At 70.3% G+C, this 26,613-nt stretch carries 23 protein-coding genes; 17 read left to right on the top strand and 6 right to left on the bottom strand.

Annotation, left to right across the window (positions count from 1 at the left end; genetic code table 11):
- Positions 1-33: 33 nt before the first annotated feature.
- The gene (locus F4560_RS25255) at positions 34-1,590 is read right to left on the bottom strand and encodes a sodium:solute symporter (RefSeq protein ID WP_184923840.1); all 1,557 of its coding nucleotides are present in this window, start codon (positions 1,588-1,590) and stop codon (positions 34-36) included.
- On the bottom strand, positions 1,577-2,743 hold the full coding sequence (locus F4560_RS25250; protein ID WP_184923838.1) for an anhydro-N-acetylmuramic acid kinase: 1,167 nt from the start codon (positions 2,741-2,743) through the stop codon (positions 1,577-1,579). Before F4560_RS25250 ends, F4560_RS25255 begins: the two co-directional genes overlap by 14 nt.
- Positions 2,744-2,857: 114 nt before the next feature.
- Between F4560_RS25250 and ftsY the strand changes: the two genes are divergently transcribed.
- Positions 2,858-4,243 (top strand): signal recognition particle-docking protein FtsY, encoded by a 1,386-nt coding sequence (ftsY, locus tag F4560_RS25245; protein WP_184923836.1) that lies wholly within the window; start codon positions 2,858-2,860, stop codon positions 4,241-4,243.
- 151 nt (positions 4,244-4,394) lie between these two features.
- On the opposite strand, the gene F4560_RS25240 is transcribed toward ftsY, so the two are convergent.
- Positions 4,395-5,180 carry an IclR family transcriptional regulator gene (locus F4560_RS25240; RefSeq protein WP_184923834.1) on the bottom strand — a complete coding sequence of 262 codons (786 nt, stop codon included), beginning with the start codon at positions 5,178-5,180 and terminating at the stop codon, positions 4,395-4,397.
- A gap of 86 nt (positions 5,181-5,266) precedes the next feature.
- Between F4560_RS25240 and aceB the strand changes: the two genes are divergently transcribed.
- The 3 genes from aceB to F4560_RS25225 all read left to right on the top strand — a co-directional run bounded on the left by aceB (position 5,267) and on the right by F4560_RS25225 (position 8,531).
- On the top strand, positions 5,267-6,799 hold the full coding sequence (gene aceB, locus F4560_RS25235; protein WP_184923832.1) for a malate synthase A: 1,533 nt from the start codon (positions 5,267-5,269) through the stop codon (positions 6,797-6,799).
- Between the two features lies 1 nt (position 6,800).
- Positions 6,801-7,997, top strand: coding sequence for a DUF6986 family protein (locus tag F4560_RS25230; RefSeq protein ID WP_184923830.1), 1,197 nt, complete (start codon positions 6,801-6,803; stop codon positions 7,995-7,997).
- 75 nt (positions 7,998-8,072) lie between these two features.
- A complete protein-coding gene (locus F4560_RS25225; protein ID WP_184923828.1) occupies positions 8,073-8,531 on the top strand; it encodes an Imm1 family immunity protein in 459 nt (152 codons plus the stop codon).
- Here F4560_RS25225 and pucL read toward each other — a convergent pair whose 3' ends face one another.
- The 3 genes from pucL to uraD are packed head-to-tail and all read right to left on the bottom strand — an operon-like array spanning position 8,532 to position 10,192.
- Positions 8,532-9,410, bottom strand: coding sequence for a factor-independent urate hydroxylase (pucL, locus tag F4560_RS25220; RefSeq protein ID WP_184923826.1), 879 nt, complete (start codon positions 9,408-9,410; stop codon positions 8,532-8,534).
- A 3-nt stretch (positions 9,411-9,413) separates the two neighbouring features.
- Positions 9,414-9,710 carry a hydroxyisourate hydrolase gene (locus F4560_RS25215; RefSeq protein ID WP_184923824.1) on the bottom strand — a complete coding sequence of 99 codons (297 nt, stop codon included), beginning with the start codon at positions 9,708-9,710 and terminating at the stop codon, positions 9,414-9,416.
- Positions 9,707-10,192, bottom strand: a complete 486-nt coding sequence (gene uraD, locus F4560_RS25210) for a 2-oxo-4-hydroxy-4-carboxy-5-ureidoimidazoline decarboxylase (RefSeq protein ID WP_312869471.1) — start codon at positions 10,190-10,192, stop codon at positions 9,707-9,709. Before uraD ends, F4560_RS25215 begins: the two co-directional genes overlap by 4 nt.
- A gap of 164 nt (positions 10,193-10,356) precedes the next feature.
- Between uraD and F4560_RS25205 the strand changes: the two genes are divergently transcribed.
- The 13 genes from F4560_RS25205 to F4560_RS25145 all read left to right on the top strand — a co-directional run bounded on the left by F4560_RS25205 (position 10,357) and on the right by F4560_RS25145 (position 26,610).
- A complete protein-coding gene (locus F4560_RS25205) occupies positions 10,357-11,118 on the top strand; it encodes a hydroxypyruvate isomerase family protein (protein ID WP_184923821.1) in 762 nt (253 codons plus the stop codon).
- Positions 11,115-11,987, top strand: coding sequence for a 2-hydroxy-3-oxopropionate reductase (locus F4560_RS25200; RefSeq protein WP_184923818.1), 873 nt, complete (start codon positions 11,115-11,117; stop codon positions 11,985-11,987). Before F4560_RS25205 ends, F4560_RS25200 begins: the two co-directional genes overlap by 4 nt.
- A complete protein-coding gene (gene gcl, locus F4560_RS25195; RefSeq protein WP_184923816.1) occupies positions 11,987-13,702 on the top strand; it encodes a glyoxylate carboligase in 1,716 nt (571 codons plus the stop codon). Before F4560_RS25200 ends, gcl begins: the two co-directional genes overlap by 1 nt.
- A 114-nt stretch (positions 13,703-13,816) precedes the next feature.
- Entirely contained in the window at positions 13,817-15,139 is a 1,323-nt protein-coding gene (gene allB / locus F4560_RS25190) for an allantoinase AllB (RefSeq protein WP_184923813.1), read from the top strand.
- An 8-nt stretch (positions 15,140-15,147) separates the two neighbouring features.
- Complete coding sequence (gene alc / locus F4560_RS25185; protein WP_184923811.1) at positions 15,148-16,146, top strand: allantoicase; 999 nt, start codon at positions 15,148-15,150, stop codon at positions 16,144-16,146.
- A 140-nt stretch (positions 16,147-16,286) separates the two neighbouring features.
- Positions 16,287-17,819, top strand: a complete 1,533-nt coding sequence (locus F4560_RS25180) for an alpha/beta hydrolase (protein ID WP_184923810.1) — start codon at positions 16,287-16,289, stop codon at positions 17,817-17,819.
- A 321-nt stretch (positions 17,820-18,140) separates the two neighbouring features.
- On the top strand, positions 18,141-19,484 hold the full coding sequence (locus F4560_RS25175) for an ammonium transporter (RefSeq protein ID WP_184923808.1): 1,344 nt from the start codon (positions 18,141-18,143) through the stop codon (positions 19,482-19,484).
- On the top strand, positions 19,481-19,819 hold the full coding sequence (locus F4560_RS25170; protein WP_033437621.1) for a P-II family nitrogen regulator: 339 nt from the start codon (positions 19,481-19,483) through the stop codon (positions 19,817-19,819). The genes F4560_RS25175 and F4560_RS25170 overlap by 4 nt, the downstream gene beginning before the upstream one ends.
- Positions 19,820-19,834: 15 nt before the next feature.
- Complete coding sequence (locus F4560_RS25165; protein WP_246477881.1) at positions 19,835-22,204, top strand: [protein-PII] uridylyltransferase; 2,370 nt, start codon at positions 19,835-19,837, stop codon at positions 22,202-22,204.
- A gap of 235 nt (positions 22,205-22,439) precedes the next feature.
- The gene (locus F4560_RS25160; RefSeq protein ID WP_246477880.1) at positions 22,440-22,982 is read left to right on the top strand and encodes an AAA family ATPase; all 543 of its coding nucleotides are present in this window, start codon (positions 22,440-22,442) and stop codon (positions 22,980-22,982) included.
- Between the two features lie 61 nt (positions 22,983-23,043).
- On the top strand, positions 23,044-24,594 hold the full coding sequence (ffh, locus tag F4560_RS25155) for a signal recognition particle protein (RefSeq protein WP_184923804.1): 1,551 nt from the start codon (positions 23,044-23,046) through the stop codon (positions 24,592-24,594).
- Positions 24,591-25,667: a metal-dependent hydrolase family protein gene (locus F4560_RS25150; RefSeq protein WP_184923802.1), complete on the top strand. Its 1,077-nt coding sequence runs from the start codon at positions 24,591-24,593 to the stop codon at positions 25,665-25,667. Before ffh ends, F4560_RS25150 begins: the two co-directional genes overlap by 4 nt.
- Positions 25,668-25,899: 232 nt before the next feature.
- Complete coding sequence (locus F4560_RS25145) at positions 25,900-26,610, top strand: CPBP family intramembrane glutamic endopeptidase (RefSeq protein ID WP_184923800.1); 711 nt, start codon at positions 25,900-25,902, stop codon at positions 26,608-26,610.
- Positions 26,611-26,613 lie beyond the last annotated feature (3 nt).

Here is a 26,613-nt window from a genome sequence, read left to right as displayed (position 1 = left end):
CGGCGCGGGAGACGCGCCGGCCGACCACCTGGTTCACGCGGCCTTGGCGGCCACTGCCTCATCGACCTCCGGCGGCTGGTAACCCTTGTGCCGCAACGACATCAGGCCACCGACGATCAACGTCACCAGCACACCGAGCGGCGTGTACCAGGGGTAGGCCAGCGAGACGATCTTCTGGGCGGGCGCGGCCGGCGCGAAGTTGATCTGAAGCGCCGCCTCCGGCCCGACGAACTTCACACCGAGGATCACGAACGCCATCACCACCACCGTGACGCCGAACGCCACGATCGCGTCGAGCTGCTTGGCCTTGCGGAACAGCAGCCCGAGCAGGAACGCGCCGAGCAGCGCGCCGTACGTGAAGCCGGCGATCGACAGGCCCTGCTCCACGATCGGGTTACCGCGGCGGGTCAGCGTGGCGAACAGACCGGCGCACACGATCAGCAGACCGGCCCAGACCACGGTCCAGATCCGACCCTGGCGGAAGACCTCCGCCTCGGTCATCGGCTTCCGCACGACCTTCTGGACGATGTCCGTCACGGTCGAGGACGCCAGCGCGCCGAGCGACGACGACAGCGCCGCCGCCAGGATGCCCGCGATCACGAACCCGGACAGCCCCGACGGCATGTCGTTGACGATGAAGTTGGCGAACAGCTCGTCGTTGTTGTTGAGCCCGAGGTCCTTGACCGGGTTCGCGGCCTTGTAGAACGCCCACAGCATCACGCCGATGAACAGGAACAGGGCGAACTGGAGGAACACGACGACGCCGCTGGCGATCAGCGCCTTCTGCGCCGCGCGCACGTCCTTGGTCGCCATCAGTCGCTGCACGATCAGCTGGTCCGCGCCGTGCGAGGCCATGGAGAGCACCGCGCCGCCGATGAAGGCGGTGACGATCGCGTACGGCGAGGTGAACGGGCTGGCGTTGAAGTCGAAGATCTGGAACTTGCCCGCGTCGGCCGCCGCGCCGAACCACCCGTCGGGCAGCTTCCCGTTCAGCACCGTGATCACCACGAACGCGCCGATGACGTACCAGAGCATCTGGATCGCGTCGACCCACACCACGGCCCGCACGCCGCCGAGGAAGCTGTAGACGACCATCGCGATGCCCAGCACCGCCACGATCACCCAGTAGGACACGTCCACGCCGTACGCGACGAGCACGACCTTGATCGGGATGGCGGTGGCGAACAGCCGCAGGCCGTCCGCGAGCAGCCGGGTGACCAGGAACGTCATCGACGCGGTGCTCTGGATCTTGCTGCCGAACCGCTTGCCGAGGAAGCCGTACGCGGTGATCAGCTCGCCCGCGATGTACTTCGGCAGCAGCACGAACGACACCACGATCCGGCCGATCAGGTAGCCCACGGCCAGGGACAGGAACGTCATCGGGCCCAGGTACGCGATGGTCGGCACGCTCAGCACGGTGAGCGTCGACGTCTCGGCCGACACCACCGACACGCACACCACCCACCACGAGATGCGGCTTTCGCTGACGAAGTAGTCGGTGGCGGAACGCTGCCGCCCCGCGATCCACACGCCCAGCAGCGGCATGCCCACCAGGAACAGCACGATGATGCCGACATCAAGTGCGCGCATGGTCTCCTCCATTTTCCTGCCACTCGTGGCCTGGCAGCCGCTCTTGGCGGCGGATCGTCAATCCCGTCACGGCGGTGATCACGGGCTCGGGCAGGCGCAGCGGGTAGCGGCCGGGGGTGATCGACCCCAGGGGGCGCGGACCGGTGGCGCCGGTGGCGGACGGCACGTTGGCGGGCAGTCCGTGCCAGGTCAGGAAACCCAGCAGGGCGGCGAGGTAGGCCTCTTTGCCCGCCGCGGGCAGTCCCAGTTCGTCGCTCGTCCGAAGGTCCACAAGTCGACCCAACGACTCGACGAGCACGGGGTTGCGCATGCCGCCGCCGGAGCCGATGACCGTGCCCTCGCACTCGGCGGCGATCGTGCGCGCGGTGAGTTCGGTCAGCGTGGCCAGGAAGTCCTCGGCGGGCATGGTCAGCCCTTCGGAAACCCGGTCCAGGTAGGCGCGGTTGAAGTGCTCCTTGCCGGTGGACTTGGGCGCGGGCCGGGCGTAGTACGGGTCGGCCAGCAGGCGGTCGAGCAGTTCGGCGTGCACCTCGCCTCGGCGGGCGAACTCGCCGTCGGTGTCCTGGGTGCGCAGACCGCTGGACAGCACGGTCATCGCCGCGTCCATGAGCGCGTTGCCCGGTCCGGTGTCGTAGGCGACCACACCATCGGGCGAAACCTTGGTGATGTTGGCGATGCCGCCGATGTTGAGGGCGGTGGCCGGCCTGCCCTCGGATTCGGCGAACCCGGCCAGCCACAGGGCGTCCAGCGTGCTCGCCAACGGCGCGCCGTGCCCGCCCGCGGCGACGTCCCGGACCCGGAAGTCGGCCACCACCGGCAGTCCGGTGGCTTCGGCTATCCACGCGGGCTGGCCGAGTTGGAGGGTGCCGAGGCAGCGGCCGTCCTCGACCCAGTGGTGCACGGTCTGGCCCAGTGACGACACGAGGTCGCCCTGGTATCGGGCGGCGACTTCGGCGAACGCCCGGCCGAGCTTCGTGTCGAGCGCGCACAGGTCGGCGGCGCTGGTCGGGGGCCTGCGCAGTTCTTCGGGGAACGGGTGCTCGGCGTGCTCGACGGGGGTCAGCACGACGGTCAGGCCGTCCAGGGACAGCTCTGCCACCGCTACGTCGATGGCGTCCATCGACGTGCCCGAGATGAGCCCGATCACCTTCACGCCCTGTGGTCTATTCCACACAGACCGCTGACGCAAGAGGCTTGGTGGGAAAGTTGCCGGAAATCAACCTGGTTCGTTGATCGCCAACATGCGGTGACGTGCGAGGATTGCGCCGTGTCCACCACGTCCCTGATCTGGATCATCGTCGTCGTCGCGGCACTGCTCGCGGTCGCCCTCGTGACGGGCGTCGTGCTGGCGCGACGCCGGCGGATCAGCCTCACCGAGCGGGAGCCGGAGCAGCCGCCGACCAAGGGCAGCTACCAGGCCGGTGGCGCGATCACGTTCAACGCGCCCGCGCCGCCGGTGGCCAAACCCGGTGAGCCCGCCGAGCCCGTCGCCGAGCCTGCCAAGCCTGTCGCCGAACCTGTCGCCGAGCCTGCTGCGCCTGACGCCGGCGCCACGCCGGCCGACGTGATCGAGCCGGTCCAGCACCCGGTCGCCGACCGCACCGAGGTCGACGGCCAGCCGGGTGTCGGCGACGACGCGGCCGTGCCCCGTGACTCGGTCAGGCGTGGGTTCGTCGAGGTCGACCTGCCGGAAGCGGCGTCCGAGATCGAGGAGATCGAGCCGACGTCGGGTCGGCTGGAGCGGCTGCGCGGTCGGCTGTCGCGGTCCCGGTCGACGTTCGGGCAGGGCCTGCTCGGGCTGTTGGGCGCGGGTGACCTGGACGAGGACTCGTGGACCGACATCGAGGACACGCTGTTGATGGCGGACCTGGGTTCGGCGATCACGGACCAGATCGTCACGGCGCTGCGGGAGCAGATCGTGGCGCGCGGTGTGCGCACGTCCGACGACGCCCGCGCGTTGCTGCGGGACGTGCTGGTCGACGCCCTGCACCCCGAGATGAGCCGCACGGTGAACGCCCTGCCGCACGCGGTGGACGGCTCCGGCGTCAAGCCCGCCGTGCTGCTGGTGGTCGGCGTGAACGGGGTCGGCAAGACCACGACGACCGGCAAGCTGGCCCGCGTGCTGGTGGCCGACGGCCGGACCGTGCTGCTGGGTGCGGCGGACACCTTCCGCGCCGCCGCGGCCGACCAGTTGGAGACGTGGGGTTCGCGCGTGGGCGCGGCGACCGTTCGTGGCGCGGAGGGTGCGGACCCGGCTTCGGTGGCGTTCGAGGCGGTGAAGCAGGGCGTCGAGTCGTCCGTGGACACCGTGCTGATCGACACGGCGGGGCGGCTGCACACCAAGACCGGGCTGATGGACGAGCTGGGCAAGGTCAAGCGGGTGGTGGAGAAGCAGGCGGAGGTGGACGAGGTGCTGCTCGTCCTGGACGCCACCACCGGCCAGAACGGCCTGACCCAGGCGCGGGTGTTCGCCGAGGTCGTCAAGGTGACCGGCATCGTGTTGACCAAGCTGGACGGCACCGCCAAGGGCGGCATCGTGTTCCAGGTGCAGCGCGAGCTGGGCGTCCCGGTCAAGCTCGTCGGCTTGGGCGAAGGCGCCGACCACCTGGCCCCGTTCGAGCCCGCCGCCTTCGTCGACGCCCTCCTCAACTAACCCCGCGAGAGTCCTACATTCAGAACGCGTGAGTCCTACGTTCGGAACCACCGTGTCCTACGTTCAGGACCCCCGAATTCAACGCTCAGAACACGTAGCCGACGGCCTCGGACGTTCTGAGCGTTGAACTCGGGTGTTCCGAACGTAGGACTCACGCGTCGTGAACGTAGGACTCACGGGGGTATGTGTGGGTGGACTGGGTGGAGAGGCGCTGGGCGATGGCCAGGACCTTGGGGACGATCCGGGCCACGGACTCCTTGGTCAGGCGGCTGTCGGGGCCGGAGACCGAGACGGCGGCGAGGGTGGGGGCGCCGTGCAGCGGAACGGCGACGCACCGGACGCCCAGCTCCTGCTCGCTTTCGTCGAGGGCGTAGCCCTGGGTGGCGATCTGGTCTAGAGACGCCACCAGCTCGTCGGCGTCGGTGATGGTGTTCGGCGTGTACGCGGGCAGGCCGGTGCGGGCCAGGAGCGCGCGCACCTCGTCACGCGGCAGCTGGGACAGCATCGCCTTGCCCACGCCGGTGCCGTGCGGCAGCAGGCGGCGGCCCACCTCGGTGAACATCCGCATCGAGTGCCGTGACGGCACCTGCGCCACGTACACCACCTCGTCGCCATCCAGCACGGCCAGGTTCGCGGTCTCCTCGACCTGGTCCACCAACTGCGTCAGGAACGGCCGCGCCCACGTGCCGAACTGCCGCGACGCGCTCTCGCCGAGCCGGATCAGTCGCGACCCGAGCGTGTACCGCCGGTTGCTGTTCTGCCGCACGTACCCCAGCGTGACGAGGGTGCGGATGAGCCGGTGGATGGTCGGCAACGGCAGGCCGGAGGTGGCGGCGAGCTCGGACAGGCTCGCCTCGCCCCCCGCGTCGGCCAGGCGTTCCAGCAGGTCGAAGGCACGTTGCAGCGACTGGACGCCACCCGTGGACTCTCGTGCCACCGGAGATCACTCCTTCGTTGCCGTTCCGCCTTGCGAAAACTATAGTCCGCGAAGTAGAAACCGACTCGGAATCGAGGTGGGCTCCCATGTCCGGTGTTCGCGTCCTCGGGGGCGAAGTGGAGCGCGGGGACGACATCCTCACGCCGGACGCGCTGGCGTTCGTCGCCGGACTGCACCGCGACTTCGCCGCCACCCGGAACGACCTGATCGCACGCCGCGCCGCACGCCGCCCGCTGCGGTTCCTGCCCGAGACGCAGGCGGTCCGCGACGGTGACTGGCGCGTCGCCGAAGCCCCGGAGCCGCTGCGCGACCGGCGGGTGGAGATCACCGGCCCGACCGAGCGGAAGATGACCGTCAACGCGCTGAACTCCGGCGCGAAGGTCTGGCTGGCCGACCTGGAGGACGCCAACACGCCGCACTGGCACAACGTCGTCTCCGGCCAGGTCAACCTGTACGACGCGGCCCGCAGCACGGTCGACTTCACCTCCCCGGAGGGCAAGCACTACACGTTGCGCGACGACGTGCCGCGGCCGACGATCGTGGTCCGGCCGCGCGGCTGGCACCTGCCCGAACGCCACATCGAGATCGACGGCAAGCCCGCCGTGGGCGCCCTGGTCGACTTCGGCCTGCACTTCTTCCACAACGCCGAACTCGGCCGGCCCTACTACTACCTGCCGAAGATGGAGAGCCACCTCGAAGCCCGGCTGTGGAACGACGTGTTCACCGCCGCGCAGGAACGGCTCGGCGTCCCGCACGGCACGATTCGCGCCACCGTCCTGATCGAGACGATCCCCGCCGCGTTCGAGATGGACGAGATCCTCTACGAGCTGCGCGACCACGCGTCCGGCCTGAACGCGGGCCGCTGGGACTACCTGTTCAGCGTCATCAAGTACTTCCGCGACGCCGGCCCGGACTTCGTGCTGCCGGACCGCAACAGCATCACGATGACCGTGCCGTTCATGCGTGCCTACACCGAACTGCTGGTCCGCACGTGCCACAAGCGCGGTGCGTTCGCGATGGGCGGCATGGCGGCGTTCATCCCGAACCGGCGCGACCCGGAGGTCACCGCGCAGGCGTTGGCGAAGGTGCGCGACGACAAGCGCCGCGAGGCGGGCGACGGGTTCGATGGCTCGTGGGTGGCGCACCCCGACCTCGTGCCGGTGTGCCAGGAGATCTTCGACGCGAAGCTGGGCGACAAGCCCAACCAGCTCGACGTGCTGCGGCCCGAGGTGTCCGTGACCGCCGAGCAGCTGCTGGACTTCAAGTCCACCGGCGGCAAGGCGACCCGCGCCGGGGTGGAGTCCGCTGTGGACGTCGGCGTCCGGTACCTGATGTCGTGGCTCGGCGGCAACGGCGCGGCGGCCATCCACAACCTGATGGAGGACGCCGCCACCGCCGAGATCTCCCGCTCCCAGCTGTGGCAGTGGGTGCACAACGACGTGGTGCTGGACGACGGCACGCCGGTCACCGCCGACCTCGTGCGGGAAGTCCTGACCCAGGTCCGCGCCGACCTCGAAGGCGAACACCTGGACCTGGCCGTGGAACTGTTCGAGCAGGTGGCGCTGGCCGACGAGTTCGTGGACTTCCTGACCCTGCCCGCCTACGAACGGATCGGCTGACGTGCCGCGAACGTCGTTGTCGGCGGACTCCGTGCGGGCGGTCACCGCGCGGCTGTCCGATGTGGAACTCCGCGCGCCGACGGGCCGGCAGCCGGTGCACACCTGCTACGTCCCGGCCGACCGTGTGACCCCGTCCACGCTCGGCGACTGGGGTGCGCAAGCGCTTGCGGCCATGGACGGACACGCGCCGGACGGCCTGGCGAACGTGCTCGACCTGCCACCGGAGTCGGCGGACGCCCTCGACGCCAGAGTGCGGGCGAAGCTGGCCGCCGAGCCGGTGGAAGACCTGCGGATCGACTTCGAGGACGGCTACGGCGTCCGGTCCGACGCGGAGGAGGACGCGGACGCCGAACGCACCGCGCTCGTGGTGCGGGAGTGGCTGCGCGGCGGCGTGGCGCCGCTCCGGTTCGGGCTGCGGATGAAGTCGTTCGACACCAGGGCGTTGCGCGAGCGCGGCATCCGGACGCTGGACGTGTTCCTCACCGCGTTGGGCGAGGCGCCGGAAGGCTTCGTGATCACGTTCCCGAAGGTCACGTCGGTGGCGCAGGTCGAGGTGTTCGGCGACGTCCTCGACCTGTTCGGGCTGCCGTTGCGGTTCGAGATCCAGATCGAGACGACGCAGTCGGTCGTGGACCCGCAGGGGCGGCTGGCCATCCCGACGTTCATCGAAGCGGGGCGAGGGCGGGTCAGCGGCCTGCACTTCGGCACGTACGACTACACGGCGGGCTGCGGCCTCGGCGCGGCGCACCAGCACCTGGCGCACGGCGCGTGCGACTTCGCCCGCAACGTGATGCAGGTGTCCGCGGCGGGGACCGGCGTCGCCCTGTCCGACGGCTCGACCAACGTGCTGCCGGTGGGCGACAACGTCCACGAGGGCTGGCGCACGCACTACCGGTTGGTGCGCCGGTCGTTGGCGCACGGCTTCTACCAGGGCTGGGACCTGCACCCGGCGCAGCTCGTGACCAGGTACGCCGCCGTGCACGCGTTCTACCTCGAAGGCGTGGAGGCGGACGCCCGCAGGCTCAAGGCGTACGTCGAGCACGCCGGCGGCGCGATCCTGGACGAACCGGCGACCGCCCAGGCGTTGTCCGCCTCGTTCATCCGCGCCTTGGACTGCGGTGCACTGGAGGAGGACGAAATCCGCCGTGCCACCGGACTCACCGTGACGGATCTCCAGGCGTTGGCCCGGAGAGCGTGACCGCCGTATCGCTTGATCGGGTGAACCTCGAACCGGCGAACGGCCGATTCGCGCGGCACCGGCCAGGGTGTGGGCATGACCATGCGGGCCGGGTTGTGGACCGGGCTGCCGGACTTGGAGCGGGCCGAGTTCCGCTACCAGGTGGTGGCGTGCGCGGCGGACGTCGACGTGCTCATCGACGTGTTGGCGCGGCCCGAGTGCAACGACGGCATGCTGGAGCACTTCGGCCGCCCGGTGGACGCGGAAGGCGAGAGCGACCACAACCTGGTGCTAGCCGTCCGCGGCCCGTGGGGCTACCTCAACTACGTGGACAACGAGTTCAACGGCTGGCCGAAGGGCGACCAGGACGCGCCGTACGTGGACGAGATGTACACGGACTTCCCGCCGGGCGTGGGCGTGCCGCTGACGACGTACCGCGCGATCCTGCTGGAGTTCATGGTCACGGCCAGTCGGCCGACCGTGGTCGACTGGTACGAGGAAGCCGAGCTGTTCCACTCCTGGCGGTTGCAGCGGATGGCCCTGCACAAGGACTGATCAGAACGCGGGCAGCGTGTGCCAGGCCGAACCGGCGTCCTCCGCGTCATCACGCAGCACGGACCCCTCGATGAGCCCGTACGGCCGGTCGGCCGCGTAGAACACCTCGTTGTCGTTCTCCAGCCCGAACGCGGACATGTCGACCGCGAAGTGGTGCTTGTTCGGCATTGACAGCCGTACCTCGGCCACCTCGGGCCGTTCCAGCAACACCGCCTCGCCCATCGCGTACAGGGTCTGCTGCAACGACAGGCTGTGCTTCGCCGCGAACGTGGCCAGCAGCAGCCGCCGGATCTCCGCGAAGCTCGACGCCCAGTCGATCCCGTCGCCTTGGTAACGCCAACGCGCCGTCACGGACGTGGCCAAGATCCGGTCGTACGCCTCCTTCAACGTCGTGTACTTGTCCTGCGGGAAGCCGTGGAACTCCGACCCGGTCGACTTGAGCACCACCATGTCGCGCACGCCCGACACGACCCACGCGCGTTCGCCTTCGACGGTCACGGCGGTAGTCCGCTTCTCGTTGGTGCCTTGCACGAACGAGTGGTCGTTGCCCTCGATCCGCTGCCACGCGTGCTCGTCGATCAGCACCCGTGCGCCGCTGATCGCCTCCTGGGACGAGACGAAGTGCCGTCCCAGCCGCAGCGCGAAGTCCTCGATCTCACCGACCGGCGACTCCTTGGCGAAGGCGTACACCGTGTTCTTCTGCGTGTCGGTCGCGAGCACCTTGGCGTTGTCGCCGGTCAGGTGGGTGTCCGTCAGGTCGCCGCGCAGGGAGGTGCTGACGGTGAGGTCCTTGATCGTGTGCACGGCGCCGTCGCGGGTCACCGTGACCAGCCGGTTCTCCGCTTTCCCGTACTGGTTGGGCCCCAGGACGATGGCCATCGGTCAGCTCCCTCGGTAGGTCGTGAATGCGAACGGGCTCAGCAGGATGGGCACGTGGAGGTGGCCCGGCCCGTCGTCGGCGACCCGGAACGCGATGGTGATCTCCGGGTAGAACGGCGTGTCGACCTCGAACACGAGCCGGTGCACGCCCGCCGCCAGGTCTTCGCCGAACCGCAGCCGGCCGTCGTCGTCGGTCACGCCCCCGGCCAGCACCTCGCCGTCGCGTTCCAGCCGCACCGGCACGCCGACCTTGGGCCCGCCCGCCTCGGCGTCGAGCACGTGCGTGGAGAGCGTCGTCATGCCAGCACCTTTCGCAACCGCAGCGCCGCGATCTTCGCCAGTTCCCGGCTCACCACGCGGAGTTCGGCGGCCGGCGGGTTGTCCATCCGGGCCGCGAGGTCGGCCAGCATCCGCTCGCCGGTCAACCCGGTCGCGCACACCAGGTAGATGTGCCCGAAACGGTCCTCGTAGGCGGCGTTGGCCGCCAGGAGCCGGTCCGCGAGCGACGCCGTGACGCCGGACTGCTCGTCTGCCGACCACTTCGCCGACACACCACCCGTGCGGGCCTTCTCGCCGATGCGCGGGTGACCGGAGATGGCGGTGCGCACCTCGTCGTCGGTCAGGTCGGCGAACCGGTCCGACGCGGCGAGCAGCGCGTCCACATCGGCGTACGGGCGGCCGGCCAGCAGCGCGTCGACCCAGCGCGGCACCGCGAGGCATTCGGTGAGCAGGGGACGGAGCTCGTCCGGAGGTGCGGAGTTGAACCCTTCCAGACCGGGCACTAAGGCTCCCTTTTCTGTATGTCGGAATCCCATTTCCGCAAAGAGGGACGGTACGAGCGCCCTCCGAGCGTGTCAACAGTCTTGCGCCGCCGTCGAGAACGCGCCTACGCTCTCGATATACGGAAGTAAGATTCCGCATTGCGGAAGAACTGGAAGGAAGGCTGATGCGGTACGACGTCAACCTGTCGATCCTGTTCACCGACCTCCCGGTGCTGGAACGACCTGCCGCGGCCCGTGCGGCCGGGTTCGACGCGGTCGAGTTCTGGTGGCCGTTCGCCGAAGCCGTGCCCCCGACCCGCGAGATCGAGGCGTTCGAGGCGGCCGTGACCGACGCCGGGGTCCGGCTCGTGGGCCTGAACTTCTTCGCCGGCGACATGCCGGCCGGTGACCGCGGCCTGGTGGCGTGGCCCGGCAGGGAGTCGGAGTTCCGCGCCAACGTGGAGATCGCGGCCGGTATCGCCACCCGGCTCGGCTGTCGCGCGTTCAACGCCCTGCACGGCAACTTCCCGACCACGGCCACCGCGCTCGAAAACCTCGCGTACGCGGCCGACGTGGCCGCCGGGATCGGCGCGGTCGTGCTGGTGGAACCCCTGTCGGGTGCGCCGGACTACCCGTTGCGCACCGCCGCCGACGTGCTGGCGGTCGTCGACCGGGTCGGCCGCGACAACGTCGCCCTCCTCGCCGACCTCTACCACCTCGCGGTCAACGGTGACGACCTCGACGCCGTCGTCGCCGACCACGTGGCCCGGATCGGCCACGTCCAGATCGCCGACGCGCCGGGCCGCGGTGAGCCGGGCACGGGGGAACTGGACGTCTTCGGCTACCTCTCGAAGCTCGAAGCCAACGGCTACCAGGGCTACGTCGGCCTTGAGTACCAGGCGAAAACCGGAGGGTTCGACTGGCTCGACCGGAAGGACGCGACATGAGCAGGATCGGGTTCATCGGACTGGGCATCATGGGCTCGCCCATGTCCGCCCACCTGGTCGCCGCCGGTCATCGGGTGACCGGTTTCGACCTGAACGAGGACGCGCTCGCCAAGCTCACCGCGGCGGGCGGCACGGCGGCGGCGAGCGCGCGTGACGCGGTCGAGGGCGCCGAAGTCGTCATCACCATGCTGCCGGACCACCCGCACGTGGAGGAGGTCGTCCTGGGCACTGTCCTCGACGGTGTCGCCCGCGGCACGTTGCTGATCGACATGAGCACCATCCGCCCGGAGACGTCCCTCGCCGTGGCCGAGGAAGGCGCGAAGCGGGGTGTGCGGGTGCTCGACGCGCCGGTCTCCGGCGGTGAGACGGGCGCTAAGCAGGCCACTTTGTCGATCATGGTCGGCGGCGAGGAGGGGGACTTCGCGGCGGCGAGGCCGATCCTCGACACGCTCGGCAAGACCGTCGTCCACGTCGGTCCGCACGGCTCCGGCCAGGTCGTGAAGGCCGCGAACCAGCTCATGGTCGGCGGCATCTACGCCCTGGTGGCCGAGGCGATCGTGCTGCTCGAAGCGTCCGGAGTGGACGCCAAGGCCGGCTTGGACGTGCTGGCCGGCGGGCTGGCCGCCAACCGGATCCTGGACCTCAAGCGCGACACGATGATCGCGCGCGAGTTCCGGCCGGGTTTCCGCATCGACCTGCACCACAAGGACATGGGCATCGCGCTCGCCGCGGCCCGCCAGGTCGACGTCGCACTACCGGTGACGGGGCTGATCGCCCAGCTCATCGCGTCCGGCCGGGCACAGGGGTACGGATCCCTCGACCACTCGGCGTTGTTGAAGGTCGTCGAGAACCTCTCCGGGAGGCCCTGATGTCCAGGATCCCTGTCATGCAAGCGGTCGTGGAAGTCCTGAAGAGCGAAGGGATCGACACGGTCTTCGGCTGCCCGGGAGCGGCGATCCTGCCGCTCTACAAGGCGATGGAGCAGGACGGCACGATCGAGCACCTGATCGTCCGGCACGAAGAAGGCGCGACCCACATGGCCGACGGCTGGTCCCGCACGACCGGCAACGTCGGCGTGGCCATCGGGACGTCCGGCCCGGCGGGCACCAACATGATCACCGGTCTGTACACCGCGCAGGCGGATTCCGTGCCGATCCTCTGCATCACCGGGCAGGCGGCGACGACGAAGCTGCACCAGGAGGCGTTCCAGGCGGTCGACATCGTGGCCATCGCGGCACCCGTCACCAAGTGGGCGGTGCAGGTGAAGGAGGCCGCGCAGGCGCCGTGGATCTTCCGGGAGGCGTTCCGGATCGCCCGGTCCGGTCGGCCGGGGCCGGTGCTGATCGACCTGCCGATCGACGTGCAGAAGCAGGAGATCGAGTGGGACCACACCATCGACGCGCCCCTGCCCGTGACGCGGCCCGAACCACATCCGGCACGGGTCGAGCGGGCGTTGGACATGCTCCTGGCCGCGGAACGCCCGTTGTTGTTGGCGGGTGGTGGCGTGATCCTCGCCGAGGCGCACGAAGAGCTGCTGGAGCTGGCGGAGCACCTGCGGATCCCGATCCAGGCCACCCTGATGGGCAAGGGCGCGATCGACGAGGACCACCCGCTCTACGCGGGCATGACGGGCATCCAGACGTCCCAGCGGTACGGCAACGCGTCGTTCCTGGAGAGCGACCTGGTGCTCGCGCTGGGTGCGCGGTTCGGCGACCGCCACACCGGTGACCTTGCGACCTACCGCGGTGACCGGAAGTTCATCCACGTGGACGTCGAGCCGACCCAGATCGGCAAGGTCTTCGGGCCGGACCTCGGCGTGGTGTCGGACGTCAGGGCGTTCCTGCGGGCGCTTCTGGCGTTGGCGAAGAGTCGCGTCGCGCCTCGTTCGGACAACGCCTGGACGGCGCGGACGCGGGAGCTGAAGGCGACCCTGCTGCGGCGCGAGGACTTCGACACCGTGCCGGTCAAAGCGCCGCGGGTGTTCAAGGAGATCAACGAGTTCTACGGCCCGGACACCTACTTCGTCACCGCGATCGGGCTCTACCAGATCTGGTCCGGGCAGCACCAGAAGGCGCACAAGCCGCGGCACTACCAGGTCTGCGGTCAGGCGGGGCCGCTCGGCTGGGAGATCCCGGCCGCGATCGGCGTGAAGAAGGCGCTCAAGCGCACCGATCCGGCGGCCGAGGTGGTGGGCATCGTCGGCGACTACTCGTTCCAGTTCCTGGTGGAGGAGCTGGCCGTCGGCGCCCAGTACGACGTGCCGTTCGTGCTGATCATGCTGAACAACGAGTACCTGGGCCTGATCCGGATGGCCGAGGACCACGGTGGGTACGACATGACGTACGAGGTCGACATCCACTACGACACGGTCGGCTCGGACAACGTCAAGATCATGGAGGCGTACGGCTGCTCGGGAACCCGCGTGACCGAACCGGGCCGCATCCGGGACAGCCTCGAATGGGCGCGCAAGGAAGCCGACCGCACCGGCCGCCCGGTCCTGGTCGAGATCATGATCGAACGTGAGGGCAACACCGCCAACGGCACATCGATCGACACGATGCGGGAGTACGAACCCCTGCCGTGACCCTCCTCGACCACCACGCGAGGTCGACTTCCCAGGCGACCGAGCCTGCCGTCTGCGGAGCAGCGGCCATGGGCACAGTCGCATTGTGGCTGGTCGGATGTCAGAGTGAGGCCCATGGACCTGGTGTTCCGCGCGGCCCGAGTGGTCACCCCTGACGGTGAACGCTCGGCTGACGTCGGCGTCGAGAACGGTCGGATCGTGGCGGTGGCCGACCACCTCGACGGCGACACCGTGGTCGAGCTCGCCGACGACGAAGTCCTCCTCCCCGGCCTGGTCGACACGCACGTCCACGTGAACGACCCCGGCCGCAGCGACTGGGAGGGCTTCGACACGGCCACCAGGGCAGCCGCGGCCGGTGGGGTCACCACGATCATCGACATGCCGCTCAACAGCCTGCCGCCGACGACCACCGTCGCCGCACTGAAGGCCAAGCAGGAGTCGGCCCGGGACAAGGCGCACGTGGACGTCGGGTTCTGGGGCGGCATCGTGCCGACCAACCTGGACGACCTCGCGGACCTGCACGACGCGGGCGTGTTCGGGTTCAAGTGCTTCCTGATCCACTCCGGCGTGGACGAGTTCCCGCACGTCACCGACGACCAGTTGCGGGCTGCCCTGACAGAACTCCGGTCGCGGGACGCGCTGACGATCGTGCACGCCGAGGACCCGCGCGAGGTCGGCGAATCGGGCCCCGGCTACGTGAGCTTCCTGGACTCCCGGCCGCACCGGGCCGAGTCGCACGCCGTCGCCACCGTCGTGGGACTGGCCGAGGAGACCAAGGCCAGGCTGCACGTCCTGCACCTGTCCAGCGGTGAGGCCGTGGACCAGGTCCGGGCCGCGAAGGACCGCGGGCTCCGGCTCACCGCCGAAACGTGCCCGCACTACCTGACGTTCGTCGCGGAGGAGATCGGCGACTCGGCGACGGAGTTCAAGTGCTGCCCGCCGATCCGTGACGCGGCCAACCGCGAACAGCTCTGGCACGCCTTGCGCGACAACGTGATCGACCTCGTCGTCACGGACCACTCGCCGTGCACGCCTGACCTGAAAGAGGGCGACTTCGCCACCGCGTGGGGCGGTATCGCGAGCCTGCAACTTGGCTTGCCCGCCGTGTGGACCCAAGCCCGGCAACGGGGCCACACGCTGACCGACGTGGTCCGGTGGATGGCCACCAACCCGGCCGACCTGGTCGGGCTGGGCGCCAAGGGCCGCATCGCACCCGGCGCGGACGCCGACTTCTGCGTGTTCGCGCCGGACGACGCGTTCGTGGTGGACCGCGCCAAGCTGCGCCACCGCAACCCCGTCACGCCGTACCACGGACGTCCGCTGGCGGGCGTCGTGCGGCAGACCTGGTTGCGCGGTCGGCAGATCGACGACCAACCGCGCGGGCGGTTGCTGACACACCCGCAGGCACCCACTCGGCCCAGCCGAGAACCGGATTGAGGAGCCGTATGAGCGAAGCGCCCGACTGGACCCGACTCCCCGACCTCGCCTGCCGTGCCGTGGGCGGCAGCGTGGCGTGGGCCAACGACGAGTTGTTCGCCGAACGCGAGAACCTGATCCGCAAGCCCGAACCGGAGTACCGGACCTACACGTTCGGGCACAAGGGCCAGGTCTACGACGGGTGGGAGACGCGCCGCCGGCGTGAGCTGGGTGAGGACCATGCGATCGTGCGCCTCGGCCTGCCGGGCGTGATCCAGGGCGTCGTCGTCGACACCGCGTTCTTCAAGGGCAACTACCCGCCGTTCGCGTCGGTCGAGGCGACCGCGGCCAAGGGCTATCCGGCCCCCGACGAGCTGACCGACTGGGAGACCGTGGTCCCGAAGTCACCGCTCGGCGGCGACCGGAAGCACTACTTCGAGGTGTCCGCGGACCGCCGCTACACGCACGTCCGGCTGACCATCTACCCGGACGGCGGCGTGGCGAGGCTGCGGGTGTTCGGCCGGCCGGTGGTCGACCCGGACCTGATCGTCCCCGACGCGCTGGACCTGGCCGCGCTGGAGAACGGCGCGTCGATCACCGGGTGCAGCGACATGTTCTACGGCTCGCCCGCCAACCTCATCGCGCCGGGCCAGGCCGCCCTGATGGGCGAGGGCTGGGAGACCGCGCGGCGGCGTGACGACGGGAACGACTGGGTGGAGGTGGAACTCGCGGCGCCGGGCGTCATCCGGCTCGCCGAACTCGACACCAGTCACTTCAAGGGCAACGCGCCGGGCTGGGCGTCGATCCGGGGCCGGAACGCGCGCACCGGCGCGGAGTTCGACGTGCTGCCCCGGACGCGCCTCCAGCCGGACACCCGCCACCGGTTCCGGATCGACCAGGACGTCGAGACGACCCACGCGCGGCTCGACATCTACCCGGATGGCGGAATGGCAAGACTGCGGCTGTTCGGTGGCTTGACCTCGGATGGCCTCAGGGTGATCACCCAGAGGTACCAGGACTTCTCGTGAGCTACACGCCTGTGTTCTACCGGAATGGGTGTCAGCCCATGGGTTGATTACCGGTAAGACTTCAGTCGGTTGTGGCGTGATCAGCCGCCCTGGAAGCCTGCGGACACCCGATTGGGTTAACAGGAACTAGGGAGGAACCTGTGCGACCGATCATCCGGGCGCTCGGCGGTGTGGCCACCGCCCTCGCGCTCGTCACGGGGACAACGTCATTCGCCACGGCCGAAACGGAACCGCAAGGCGCTACGGGCATCGACTGGAAGCCGTGCCCGGAAATGGCGGAGGTGGAGTGCGGCACGCTGAGCCTGCCCATCGACTGGGCAAACCCAAGCGGTGAGAAGTTCGACCTCGCCTTGGCCCGCCGCAAGGCCACCGACCCGGCCAAGCGAGTCGGGATCATGGTGATCAACCCCGGCGGTCCGGGCGGCTCGGGCGTCGACTTCGCGCTGGGGGCCAACCGCTACTTCAGCCCGGAGGTGCAGGAGCGCTTCGACATCATCGGGTTCGACCCGCGTGGCGTCGCCCGCAGCCAGCCGGTGCAGTGCTCGATCGAGGTGCTGCAGAAGCAGCCTTCGATCCACCCGGCGAACCAGCGGGAGTTCGAGGCGCTCGCCGCCTACAACCGCGAGTTGGCCGCTGACTGCCGAAAGCACAGCGGCCCGATCTACGACCACGCCGACACCGGCGCGGTGGTCCAGGACATCGACGCGCTGCGCCGGGCGCTCGGCGAGCAGGAGATCAACTACTACGGCGTCTCGTACGGCACGCTGATCGGCCAGCAGTACGCCGAGCGGTACGGCCGGAACATCCGCGCCATGGTGATCGACTCGAACATGGACCACAGCCTCGGCACGTGGCGGTTCAACGAGACCGAGGCCGCGACCGCCGAGTCCTCGTTCGAGGAGTTCGTGAAGTGGTGCGACCGCACCGAGTCGTGCGCCCTGCACGGCCGTGAGGTGGCGAAGTTCTGGGACAACCTGCTCGACCGCGCCGACCGCGGCGAGATCGTCGACCCCTGGGACCCCGACTACAAGGTGACCGCCGACGACATCATCGGCACCGCGTTCGGCGCGTTCTACGGTCCCGATTGGACGCAGTTGGCCGAGTTGCTGACCGCTCTGGACACGGGGCAGGCGCCGTCGTCCGCCTTCACCGCACAGGTGGAGACGGCGCACAACCCGTTCACGGCCGTGTTCTGCCAGGACTGGGCGATCCGGGTCGGTAGCCACCGCGAGTTCTCCGCCCTGGTGGACCGCAACCGGCAGATCGCGCCGCACATGCGCGGCTCGGCGCTCGGCCACCAGGCGACGGCCGGCTGCGTCGGCCTGCCGAAGAAGGTGAACAACCCGCAGCACCGGCTGAGGATCAAGGACGCGCCGAAGATCCTGATGATGAACTCCCTCTACGACCCGGCCACCGGGTACGAGTGGGCGGTCAACGCGCACCGGCAGAGCCGTGACACCACGGTCCTGCTGACCTACGAGGGCTGGGGCCACGGCGTCTACGACCGCAGCGACTGCACGCGTGGCGCCACGGACGACTACCTGATCAACCTCAAGACACCGCGTCCCGGCGCGCGGTGCGCCGCGGTCGAGCCCGCGCCGCAGTCGGCCGCGTCCTTGGACGCGGACCGGCCGGCCGGTCCGACCCCGGGCATCCCGGGGTGGCTCGAGTAGCGGGACTGACGAGTCGGGGCCGCCTCCACCACCCGGTGGGGGCGGCCTCCGTCGACCTGGCGGACCCGGTGACCCACGGTCGCCGGGCCGTCCCGCCCGATCACACGAACCACCGCAAAGGCGAGATCGGCTCGCACGTTCCGTCACCGGAAATTCCACTGCCATCGGGACTGGTCGCAGGCTGAAGCACCTGCTTCAAGCGTGCGAAACCTGGCTGTAACACCAGGGGCCGGACAGTTCACGTGCGCGAAACCTTGGGCGCAACCGCGTGAAACAGGACATCCCGATGCTCCCTGCAACCGACGTGCAGTGGAGGTCGACGTGGATACAGGGGACACCGCCTGGGTGCTCACCAGTGCCGCACTGGTGCTGTTGATGACGCCGGGACTTGCCTTCTTCTACGGGGGCATGGTCCGGTCGAAGAGTGTGCTCAACATGATGATGATGAGCCTGGGCGCAATCGCCGTGGTCGGTGTGCTCTGGGTGCTGGTCGGCTATTCCATGGCGTTCGGCGGTGACGTCGGCGCGGGCCTGCTGGGCAAGCCGTTCGAGTTCTTCGGCCTGGACGGGCTGCTCGGCAAGGAATCGCTGGCCGGGACGATCCCGACCACAGTTTTCGTCGCCTTCCAGGCGATGTTCGCCATCATCACGGTGGCACTGATCTCCGGCGCGATCGCCGATCGTGCCCGCTTCGGGCCCTGGCTGCTGTTCGCCGGCCTGTGGTCGCTGCTCGTGTACTTCCCGGTCGCGCACTGGGTGTTCGACTTCGACGGCAAGGACGAGGCCGGCAACGTCGTCGACCCGGGCGGCTGGATCGCCAACGACCTGCTCGCGATCGACTTCGCCGGTGGCACCGCGGTCCACATCAACGCCGGTGCGGCCGGCCTCGCCCTGGCGCTCGTCCTCGGCAAGCGCGTCGGCTGGCCCAAGGACCGGATGAAGCCGCACAGCCTGCCCCTGGTCGTGCTCGGCGCGGGTCTGCTGTGGTTCGGCTGGTTCGGCTTCAACGCGGGCTCCGCCCTCGGCGCCAACGCCACCGCCGGCGTCACCCTCGTCAACACCCTGGTCGCCACCTGCGCCGCGATGCTCGGCTGGCTGGTCGTGGAACGCGTCCGCGACGGCAACGCCACCACGCTCGGCGCCGCGTCCGGCATTGTCGCGGGCCTGGTCGCCATCACCCCGGCCTGTTCCTCGGTCACCCCGCTCGGCGCGATCGCCATCGGCGCGATCACCGGCGCCCTGTGCGCCCTGGCGGTCAGCCTCAAGTACCGCTTCGGCTTCGACGACTCGCTCGACGTGGTCGGCGTGCACCTGGTCGGCGGGCTCTCCGGCACCATCCTGATCGGCTTCTTCGCCAGCTCGGCCGCCCCTGCGGGCATCGACGGCCTCTTCTACGGTGGCGGCGTGGATCAGCTGTGGCGGCAGGCCGTGGGCGCGCTCGCCGTGCTCGCGTACTCCTTCGTCCTCAGCCTGATCCTGGGTTACCTGGTCAAGCTCACCGTCGGCTTCCGGGTCGACGAGGAGTCCGAGGTGGGCGGCATCGACGAGGCCGAGCACGCCGAGACCGCCTACGAGTTCGGCAGCGGCCTCGGCACCCGTGGCGGCAGCAAGCCCAGTGTCGCCGCCGGCGCCACTGCGGTCCTTGAGGGGAGCAACAAGTCATGAAGCTGGTCACCGCGATCATCAAGCCGTTCACCCTCGATGACGTGAAGGCATCCCTGGAGCAGCTGGGTGTGCTCGGCATGACCGTCAGCGAGGTCCAGGGCTACGGCAGGCAGAAGGGCCACACCGAGGTCTACCGCGGCGCCGAGTACGCCGTCGACTTCGTGCCGAAGCTGCGGATCGAGGTGCTGGTGGACGACGCCGCCGTGGAGAAGACCCTCGACGCCGTCGTGGAAGCCGCCCGCACCGGCAAGATCGGCGACGGGAAGGTCTGGGTCACCCCGGTCGACACCGTCATCCGGGTCCGGACCGGGGAGCGCGGCTCGGATGCCCTATAGGGCTCCGGAGTAGGAATGGGGGACGGCCGTATGGAGAACGCCGAGACGGCCGTCGTCACGGCTGACGACCTGGTGCGAGCACGCGATCGGCTGCTCGCGCCAGGTCGGCGCCGTTTGACGGGGGAGTCGCTGCGCGAGGCGCTGGTGGACCTGCACGAGTTCTGGCTCACCGCGCACGCCGCGCAAGCGGGCGTAGGTGGACCGGGCGGTGGGGTCGCGCTGGTCGCCGTGGGGGGTCTGGGCAGGCGCGAGCTGGTGCCCTATTCCGATCTGGACCTGCTCTTGGTGCACAACGGGCACAAGGGCGTGGACCAGATCGCCGAGAAGCTCTGGTACCCGCTGTGGAACTCCGGCATCGGCCTGGACCACTCGGTGCGCACGGTCGGCGAGGCGCTCCGCGTCGCCGCCGGTGACCTGCGCACCGCGTTGGGGCTGCTGGACATCCGCCACATCGCGGGCGACCAGGTGATCAGCCAGCGGCTGGCGGACAGCGCGCGTCAGGCGTGGCGCACGGGGGTGCGCACGCGGCTGGACGAGATGTCGGAGTCGGCGGCACGGCGGTGGGCGCGCAGCGGCGAGATCGCGCACCGCGTCGAGCCGGACCTGAAGCACGGCCGGGGCGGGCTGCGGGACGTCACGCTGCTGGACGCGTTGAGCGCGGCGCAGCTGACCGACCGGCCGTCCGCCGAGGTCAACGAGGCACGCAAGCTGCTGCTGGACGTGCGCACCGAGCTGCGCCGGGTGGCCGGGAAGCCGCGGGACGTGCTCCGTGCGCAGGACGGCGACGAGGTCGCCACCGCGTTGGGGCTCCAGGACCGCTTCATGCTGGCCCGCGCGATGTCGTCGGCGGCCCGCACGATCGTGTACGCGGTGGACGTGGCGATGCGCACAGCGCGCGCTGCCGTGCCCAAGCGTGGACTGGGTGTGTTCGCCCGTTCCCCGCTCAGGCGCGCGCCGGCGAGACGGCCGCTGGACGAAGGCGTGGTGCTGCACGGCTCCGAGGTGGCGTTGGCACGTGACGCCATGCCCAGCCGTGACCCGGCCCTACTACTACGTGTCGCCACGGCCGCCGCACGCAGCAAGCACCCGATCGCCGCTGGCACGTTGGCCAAGCTCGCCGACTCCGCTCCCGAGCTGCGCCAGCCGTGGCCCAGGGAGGCCCGGGAGGAGTTGCTGGCCCTGCTGGGCAGCGGCACGGGCCTGATCGACGTGGTCGAGGCGCTGGACCGCACCGGCCTGTGGGGCAGGCTCTTCCCCGAGTGGGGCGCGGTGCGGGACCTGCCGCCCCGTGACGCCGCGCACACGTGGACCGTGGACCGCCACCTCGTGCAGGCCACCGCGCACGCGGCCCGCCTGGTGACGAGGGTGTCCCGGCCCGACCTGCTGCTGCTCGGCACGCTGGTGCACGACATCGGCAAGGGCAGGCAGGCGGACCACTCCGTCGTCGGCGCCGCGATCACCACCCAGATCGCCGAACGGCTCGGCCTGTGGCCGCAGGACGTCGCCACGCTCACCGCCCTGGTGCGCCACCACCTCCTGCTCCCGCACACGGCCACCCGCCGTGACGTGGAGGACGAGGCCACCGTGCGCCGCGTGGTGGACACCCTCGGCGGCGACCCGGTGCTGCTCGAACTGCTCTACGCGCTGGCCGAGGCGGACGCGGTGGCGACCGGCCCCGGCGTCTGGTCGGACTGGAAGGCGTCGCTGATCCGCGACCTGGTGGCGCGCTGCCGGACGGCGATGGCGGGCGACCCGCTGCCCAAGCCGGAGCCGTTGGACCAACGCCAGCAGGACCTCGCGCAGGCCGTGCTGAGCAGCGGCAGACCGGACGTGCTGATCGACCCGGCCGACCACGCGGCGACCGTCACGGTGGTCGCGCCCGACCGTCCGGGGCTGCTCTCCAGGGCCGCCGGCGTGCTGGCGCTCAACTCCCTCGAAGTGCACGCCGCCACCCTCCGTTCGCACGAGGGAGCTGCGGTCGACGTGTTCACGGTGTCGCCCAGGTTCGGTTCCCTGCCGGACGTGACCCTGCTGCGCGAACAGCTCAGCAGGGCCGTGGACGGCACCCTCGCGCTGGGCGACAAGCTCGCCGCGAAGGAACGCGACTACGGCGGCCCGCCGGCCGACCCGCCGCCGCCGAAGGCGCTCTGGTTCGACGACGAGTCGTCCGGCGCGGTGGTGCTGGAGCTGCGCGCGGCGGACCGGATCGGACTGCTGCACCGGGTCGCGGACGCGTTGGAACAGTCCGGTGTGGACATCGTTTGGGCGCGGGTGTCCACATTGGGCTCCACGGTCGTGGACTCGTTCGCCATCACCGTGCCCGACGGCATGGACGCCGCCCGCCGCCGCAAGATCGAACAGGCGGTCCTCAACGCCGCGGGGTGAAGCCCGCAGAGCGGTTGCGTAGCACTACGCACAACCCACCGCGGGTGCTCACGCTGACGCCGGACCCCCGTGCCGGGGCAGACTTCCTGTCATGGCACGGGGGTCCGCCCGACTGGGGGTGGGGCGGAGGGAGTGTCGCCACCGCGTGGCCGGAGGCGGCCCATCGAGGGGTTGGGCCGCCTCCGGTCGCCTCGGAACTCGTGGTCGTCCGGCACGTCTCTTTAGTATGGACGCGATGACCGCTGTCGCCGTGAGGCCGCGCTCGCTGATCGTGCTGGCCGGACTGCCGGGAGCGGGTAAGTCCACGCTGCTCGCCGCCGCCGACACGGGTGGCGCGCCCGCCGTCGTGTTGGACTCCGACCAGGTGCGCACCAGACTGCGCGCCCTCTTCCCGAAGGCCGTGCCGTACCGCCTCTACCGACCTTTGGTGCACTTCGTGCACCGTGCCCGCATCCTGTGGTTCGCGATTACCGCGACCGGCCTACTGCTGGTCCACGAACCGTCCACCCGACCTACGACCCGCGCCGGACTGGTCGCCGTCGGCGTGCTGACCAACCGTCCTCGGCATTTCCTGTGGCTCGACGCCAGCCCGGAGGAGGCGCTGTCCGGGCAGGTCAAGCGGGGCAGGCTGATCCGCTCACGGTCGTTCACCCGGCACGTCCGCCGCGCGGCCGGGCTGCGCGCCCGCTTCGCCGCCGGTGTGCCGCCACGCGGCTGGCAGGGCCTGACCCTGCTGACCCGCCGGGACCACCTGCGGCTGTCGGTGACGCCGGCGTGAACGGGACGGCTACCCTGGAAACGAGGAAACCCACCGACGACGTGCGAGGTCTGGCGGCAACGTGTTCAACACCCTTTCCGACCGGCTCACCTCGGTCCTGCAGAACCTGCGGGGCAAGGGGCGGCTCACCGAGGCCGACATCGACGCGACCGCGCGCGAGATCCGGGTCGCGCTGCTGGAGGCCGACGTCGCGCTGCCCGTGGTGCGGACGTTCATCGCGAAGGTCAAGGAGCGCGCCAAGGGCGCCGAGGTCAGCCAGGCCCTGAACCCGGCCCAGCAGGTCGTCAAGATCGTCAACGAGGAGCTCGTCGGCATCCTCGGCGGGGAGACCCGCAGGCTGAACCTGGCCAAGACCCCGCCGACCGTGATCATGCTCGCGGGCCTCCAGGGCGCCGGCAAGACGACCCTGGCGGGCAAGCTCGCGAAGTGGCTCAAGGGCCAGGGTCACACCCCGATGCTGGTGGCCTGCGACCTCCAGCGGCCCAACGCGGTCACCCAGCTCCAGGTGGTCGGCCAGCGTGCGGGCGTCCCCGTGTTCGCCCCCGAGCCGGGCAACGGCGTGGGCGACCCGGTCGACGTGGCCCGCAAGGGCATCGAGGAGGCCAAGCGGGCCCAGCACGACGTCGTGCTGGTCGACACCGCGGGCCGCCTCGGCGTGGACGAGGAGATGATGCGGCAGGCGGTGGACATCCGTGCCGCCGTTCAGCCGGACGAAGTGCTGTTCGTGGTCGACGCGATGATCGGCCAGGACGCGGTCAACACCGCGACCGCGTTCGCCGACGGCGTCGGTTTCACCGGCGTGGTGCTCACCAAGCTGGACGGCGACGCCCGCGGTGGCGCGGCGCTCAGCGTGCGCGAGGTGACCGGCCAGCCGATCCTGTTCGCCTCGAACGGGGAGAAGCTGGAGGACTTCGACGTCTTCCACCCGGACCGGATGGCAAGCCGGATCCTGGGCATGGGCGACATGCTCACCCTGATCGAGCAGGCGGAACAGGCGTTCGACGCGGACCAGGCCGAGGCCGCCGCGGTCAAGATGGGCTCCGGCCAGCTGACGCTGGAGGACTTCCTGGAGCAGATGCTCGCCCTGCGCAAGATGGGCCCGATCGCGAACCTGCTGGGCATGCTGCCCGGCGCGGGCCAGATGAAGGACCAGCTGGCCGGGCTGGACGAGAAGCACCTCGACCGGGTCCAGGCCATCATCCGCGGCATGACCCCGGCCGAGCGGGACGACCCGAAGATGATCAACGCGTCCCGGCGGCTGCGCATCGCCAACGGCTCGGGCGTCCGGGTCAGCGACGTGAACGACCTGGTCAACCGCTTCTTCGAAGCCCGCAAGATGATGAGCCAGATGGCCGGCCGCTTCGGCCTGCCCGGCGCCGGCGGCAAGAACAACCGCAAGGGCAAGGGCAAGAAGGGGAAGAAGGGGAAGGGCCGCGGCCCGACGCCGCCGAAGATGCGCGGCGGGTTCCCCGGCATGCTCCCCGGAGGTATGCCCGGAGGTATGCCCGGTATGCCTCCGCAGGGTGGCGCGAACGAACTCCCGCCCGGCCTGGGCGGGCTCGACCAGCTGCCACCCGGCTTCGACCCGTCGAAGCTGAAGTTCGGCAAGTGACCGGCCTGCACCTGCGGGGCGTCGTCCTCCCCGAGGGTGACGGCCCGCAGGACGTGTGGGTGGTGAACGGCCGCATCCGCACCCGGCCGGTGCCGGGCGCCACCACCGTCGTCGACGGCGGCTACCTCGTGCCCGGTCTGGTGGACGCGCACTGCCACGTCGGCCTGGGCGCCAAGGGCGCGGTGGACCTGCCCGAGGCCGTCGACCAGGCGTTGGCGGACCGGCAGGCGGGCACGCTGCTCATCCGGGACTGCGGCTCGCCGCTGGACACCCGCCCGTTGCAGGAGCGGCTCGACCTGCCCCGCATCATCCGCGCGGGCAGGCACCTGGCCCGGCCCAAGCGGTACATCAAGTACATCGGCGTGGAGATCGAGGACCCGGCCGACCTGCCGTCGGCGGTGGCCGAGCAGGTCGCCGAGGGCGACGGCTGGATCAAGCTGGTCGGCGACTGGATCGACCGCGACACCGGTGACCTGGCGCCCCTGTGGAGCCAGGACGTCCTCACCGAGGCGATCAAGGTCGCGCACGAGAACAAGGCCAGGGTCACCGCGCACGTGTTCGGTGAAGAGGCCCTGCCCGCCCTGATCGACGCGGGGATCGACTGCATCGAGCACGGCTCGGGCCTGACCGACGACACCATCGCCCGGATGGCCCGCCACGGCACCGCGCTGGTGCCGACCCTGATCAACATCGAGAACTTCCCGGCCATCGCGGCCGGCGCGGAGAGGTACCCGGCCTACCAGCGGCACATGCGGGACCTGTACGCGCGGAACACCGACACGGTCGCCAAGGCCGTCGAGGCGGGCGTTCCGGTGTACGCGGGCACCGACGCGGGCGGCGGTATCGAGCACGGCCGGATCGTGGACGAGATCCAGGCCCTGACGCGGGTCGGCATGACCCCCTCCCAGGCCCTCGGCGCCGCCTCCTGGGCCGCGCGCGAGTGGCTGGGGTTCCCGTCGCTGACGGAAGGCGCGGCGGCCGACATCGTGGTCTACGACACCGACCCCCGGGCCGACCTCGACGCCCTGCGCCACCCGAAGCTGGTCATGTTGCGCGGCCGGATCCACAGCTGACCCGACCTGACCCGACCCGGCGGCCGGCCTGCCCCGATCCGGCGCCAGCCTGATCCGGCGCTGTTCCGGCCCGGCCGCTGACCCGACCCGGCGGCCTGGCCACCGACAATCCGGCGAAAGGGTGCTCCGGGCGCAATTCTTCCCGCGCCCGGTCACACCGCTGCGGCCGTCAGGGTGATCTTGAACGACCTCGTGCGGTACCCCCACCCCCCGGACCACTACGTTCGGACGAGTGGAGGAACAGCAGGCCCAGGACACCGGCAGGGCGCACTGGGGTTTCCTGGCGTTCTTCGTCGGGCTCGCGGGCTACCACGTCGCGACCCTCGTCTTCACCGCGGCGACCGCCGACCGCTTCGCCGAAGTGGACATCACCGACCCGCCGGTCCTCGGCCCGCTGCTGCTCCTGGTCTTCCTCCCGAACGTCCTCCTCGGCCTGGGCCCCGTCGTCGTCTCCTGGCGCATGGGCAACGGCCCGAACCGGGACTTCGGCCTCGTCCCGACCTGGCGTGACGTCAAAGTGGGCCTGGCCGCGGGCGGCGCGGCGCTGCTGGCCGCCTGGCTCGTCGGCGCGCTGCTGCTCCGCTTCAACCCCGACCAGTCCAGCTCCCTGGAGCAGATCGAAGCGCTTTCCGGGGGCCGCACGGTCTGGCTGGCCGCGGCGGCGCTGTTCGTCCTCATCGGCGCTCCGCTGACCGAGGAGGTCCTCACCAGGGGTGCTCTGTGGCAGGCACTGGCCCACTACAAGATCCCCAGGTTCGCGATCCTCGCCCTCACCGCCCTCATCTTCGCGTTCCTGCACGAGGAGAGCTGGCGCATGATCGGCCTGTTCGCCCAGGGCCTCGCCATCGGCGCGGCCCGCATGATCACCGGCCGGGTGGCCGCCAGCGTCGTCGCCCACGCGGCGAACAACCTGCTGCCCGCCGTCTACCTGTACACCGGCTGATTA

Origin of the sequence: Saccharothrix ecbatanensis (assembly GCF_014205015.1) — a bacterium.
Lineage (GTDB): Bacteria > Actinomycetota > Actinomycetes > Mycobacteriales > Pseudonocardiaceae > Actinosynnema > Actinosynnema ecbatanense.
Note: the sequence above shows the minus strand (reverse complement) of the source record. Positions and strands in the feature narration are given on the sequence as shown.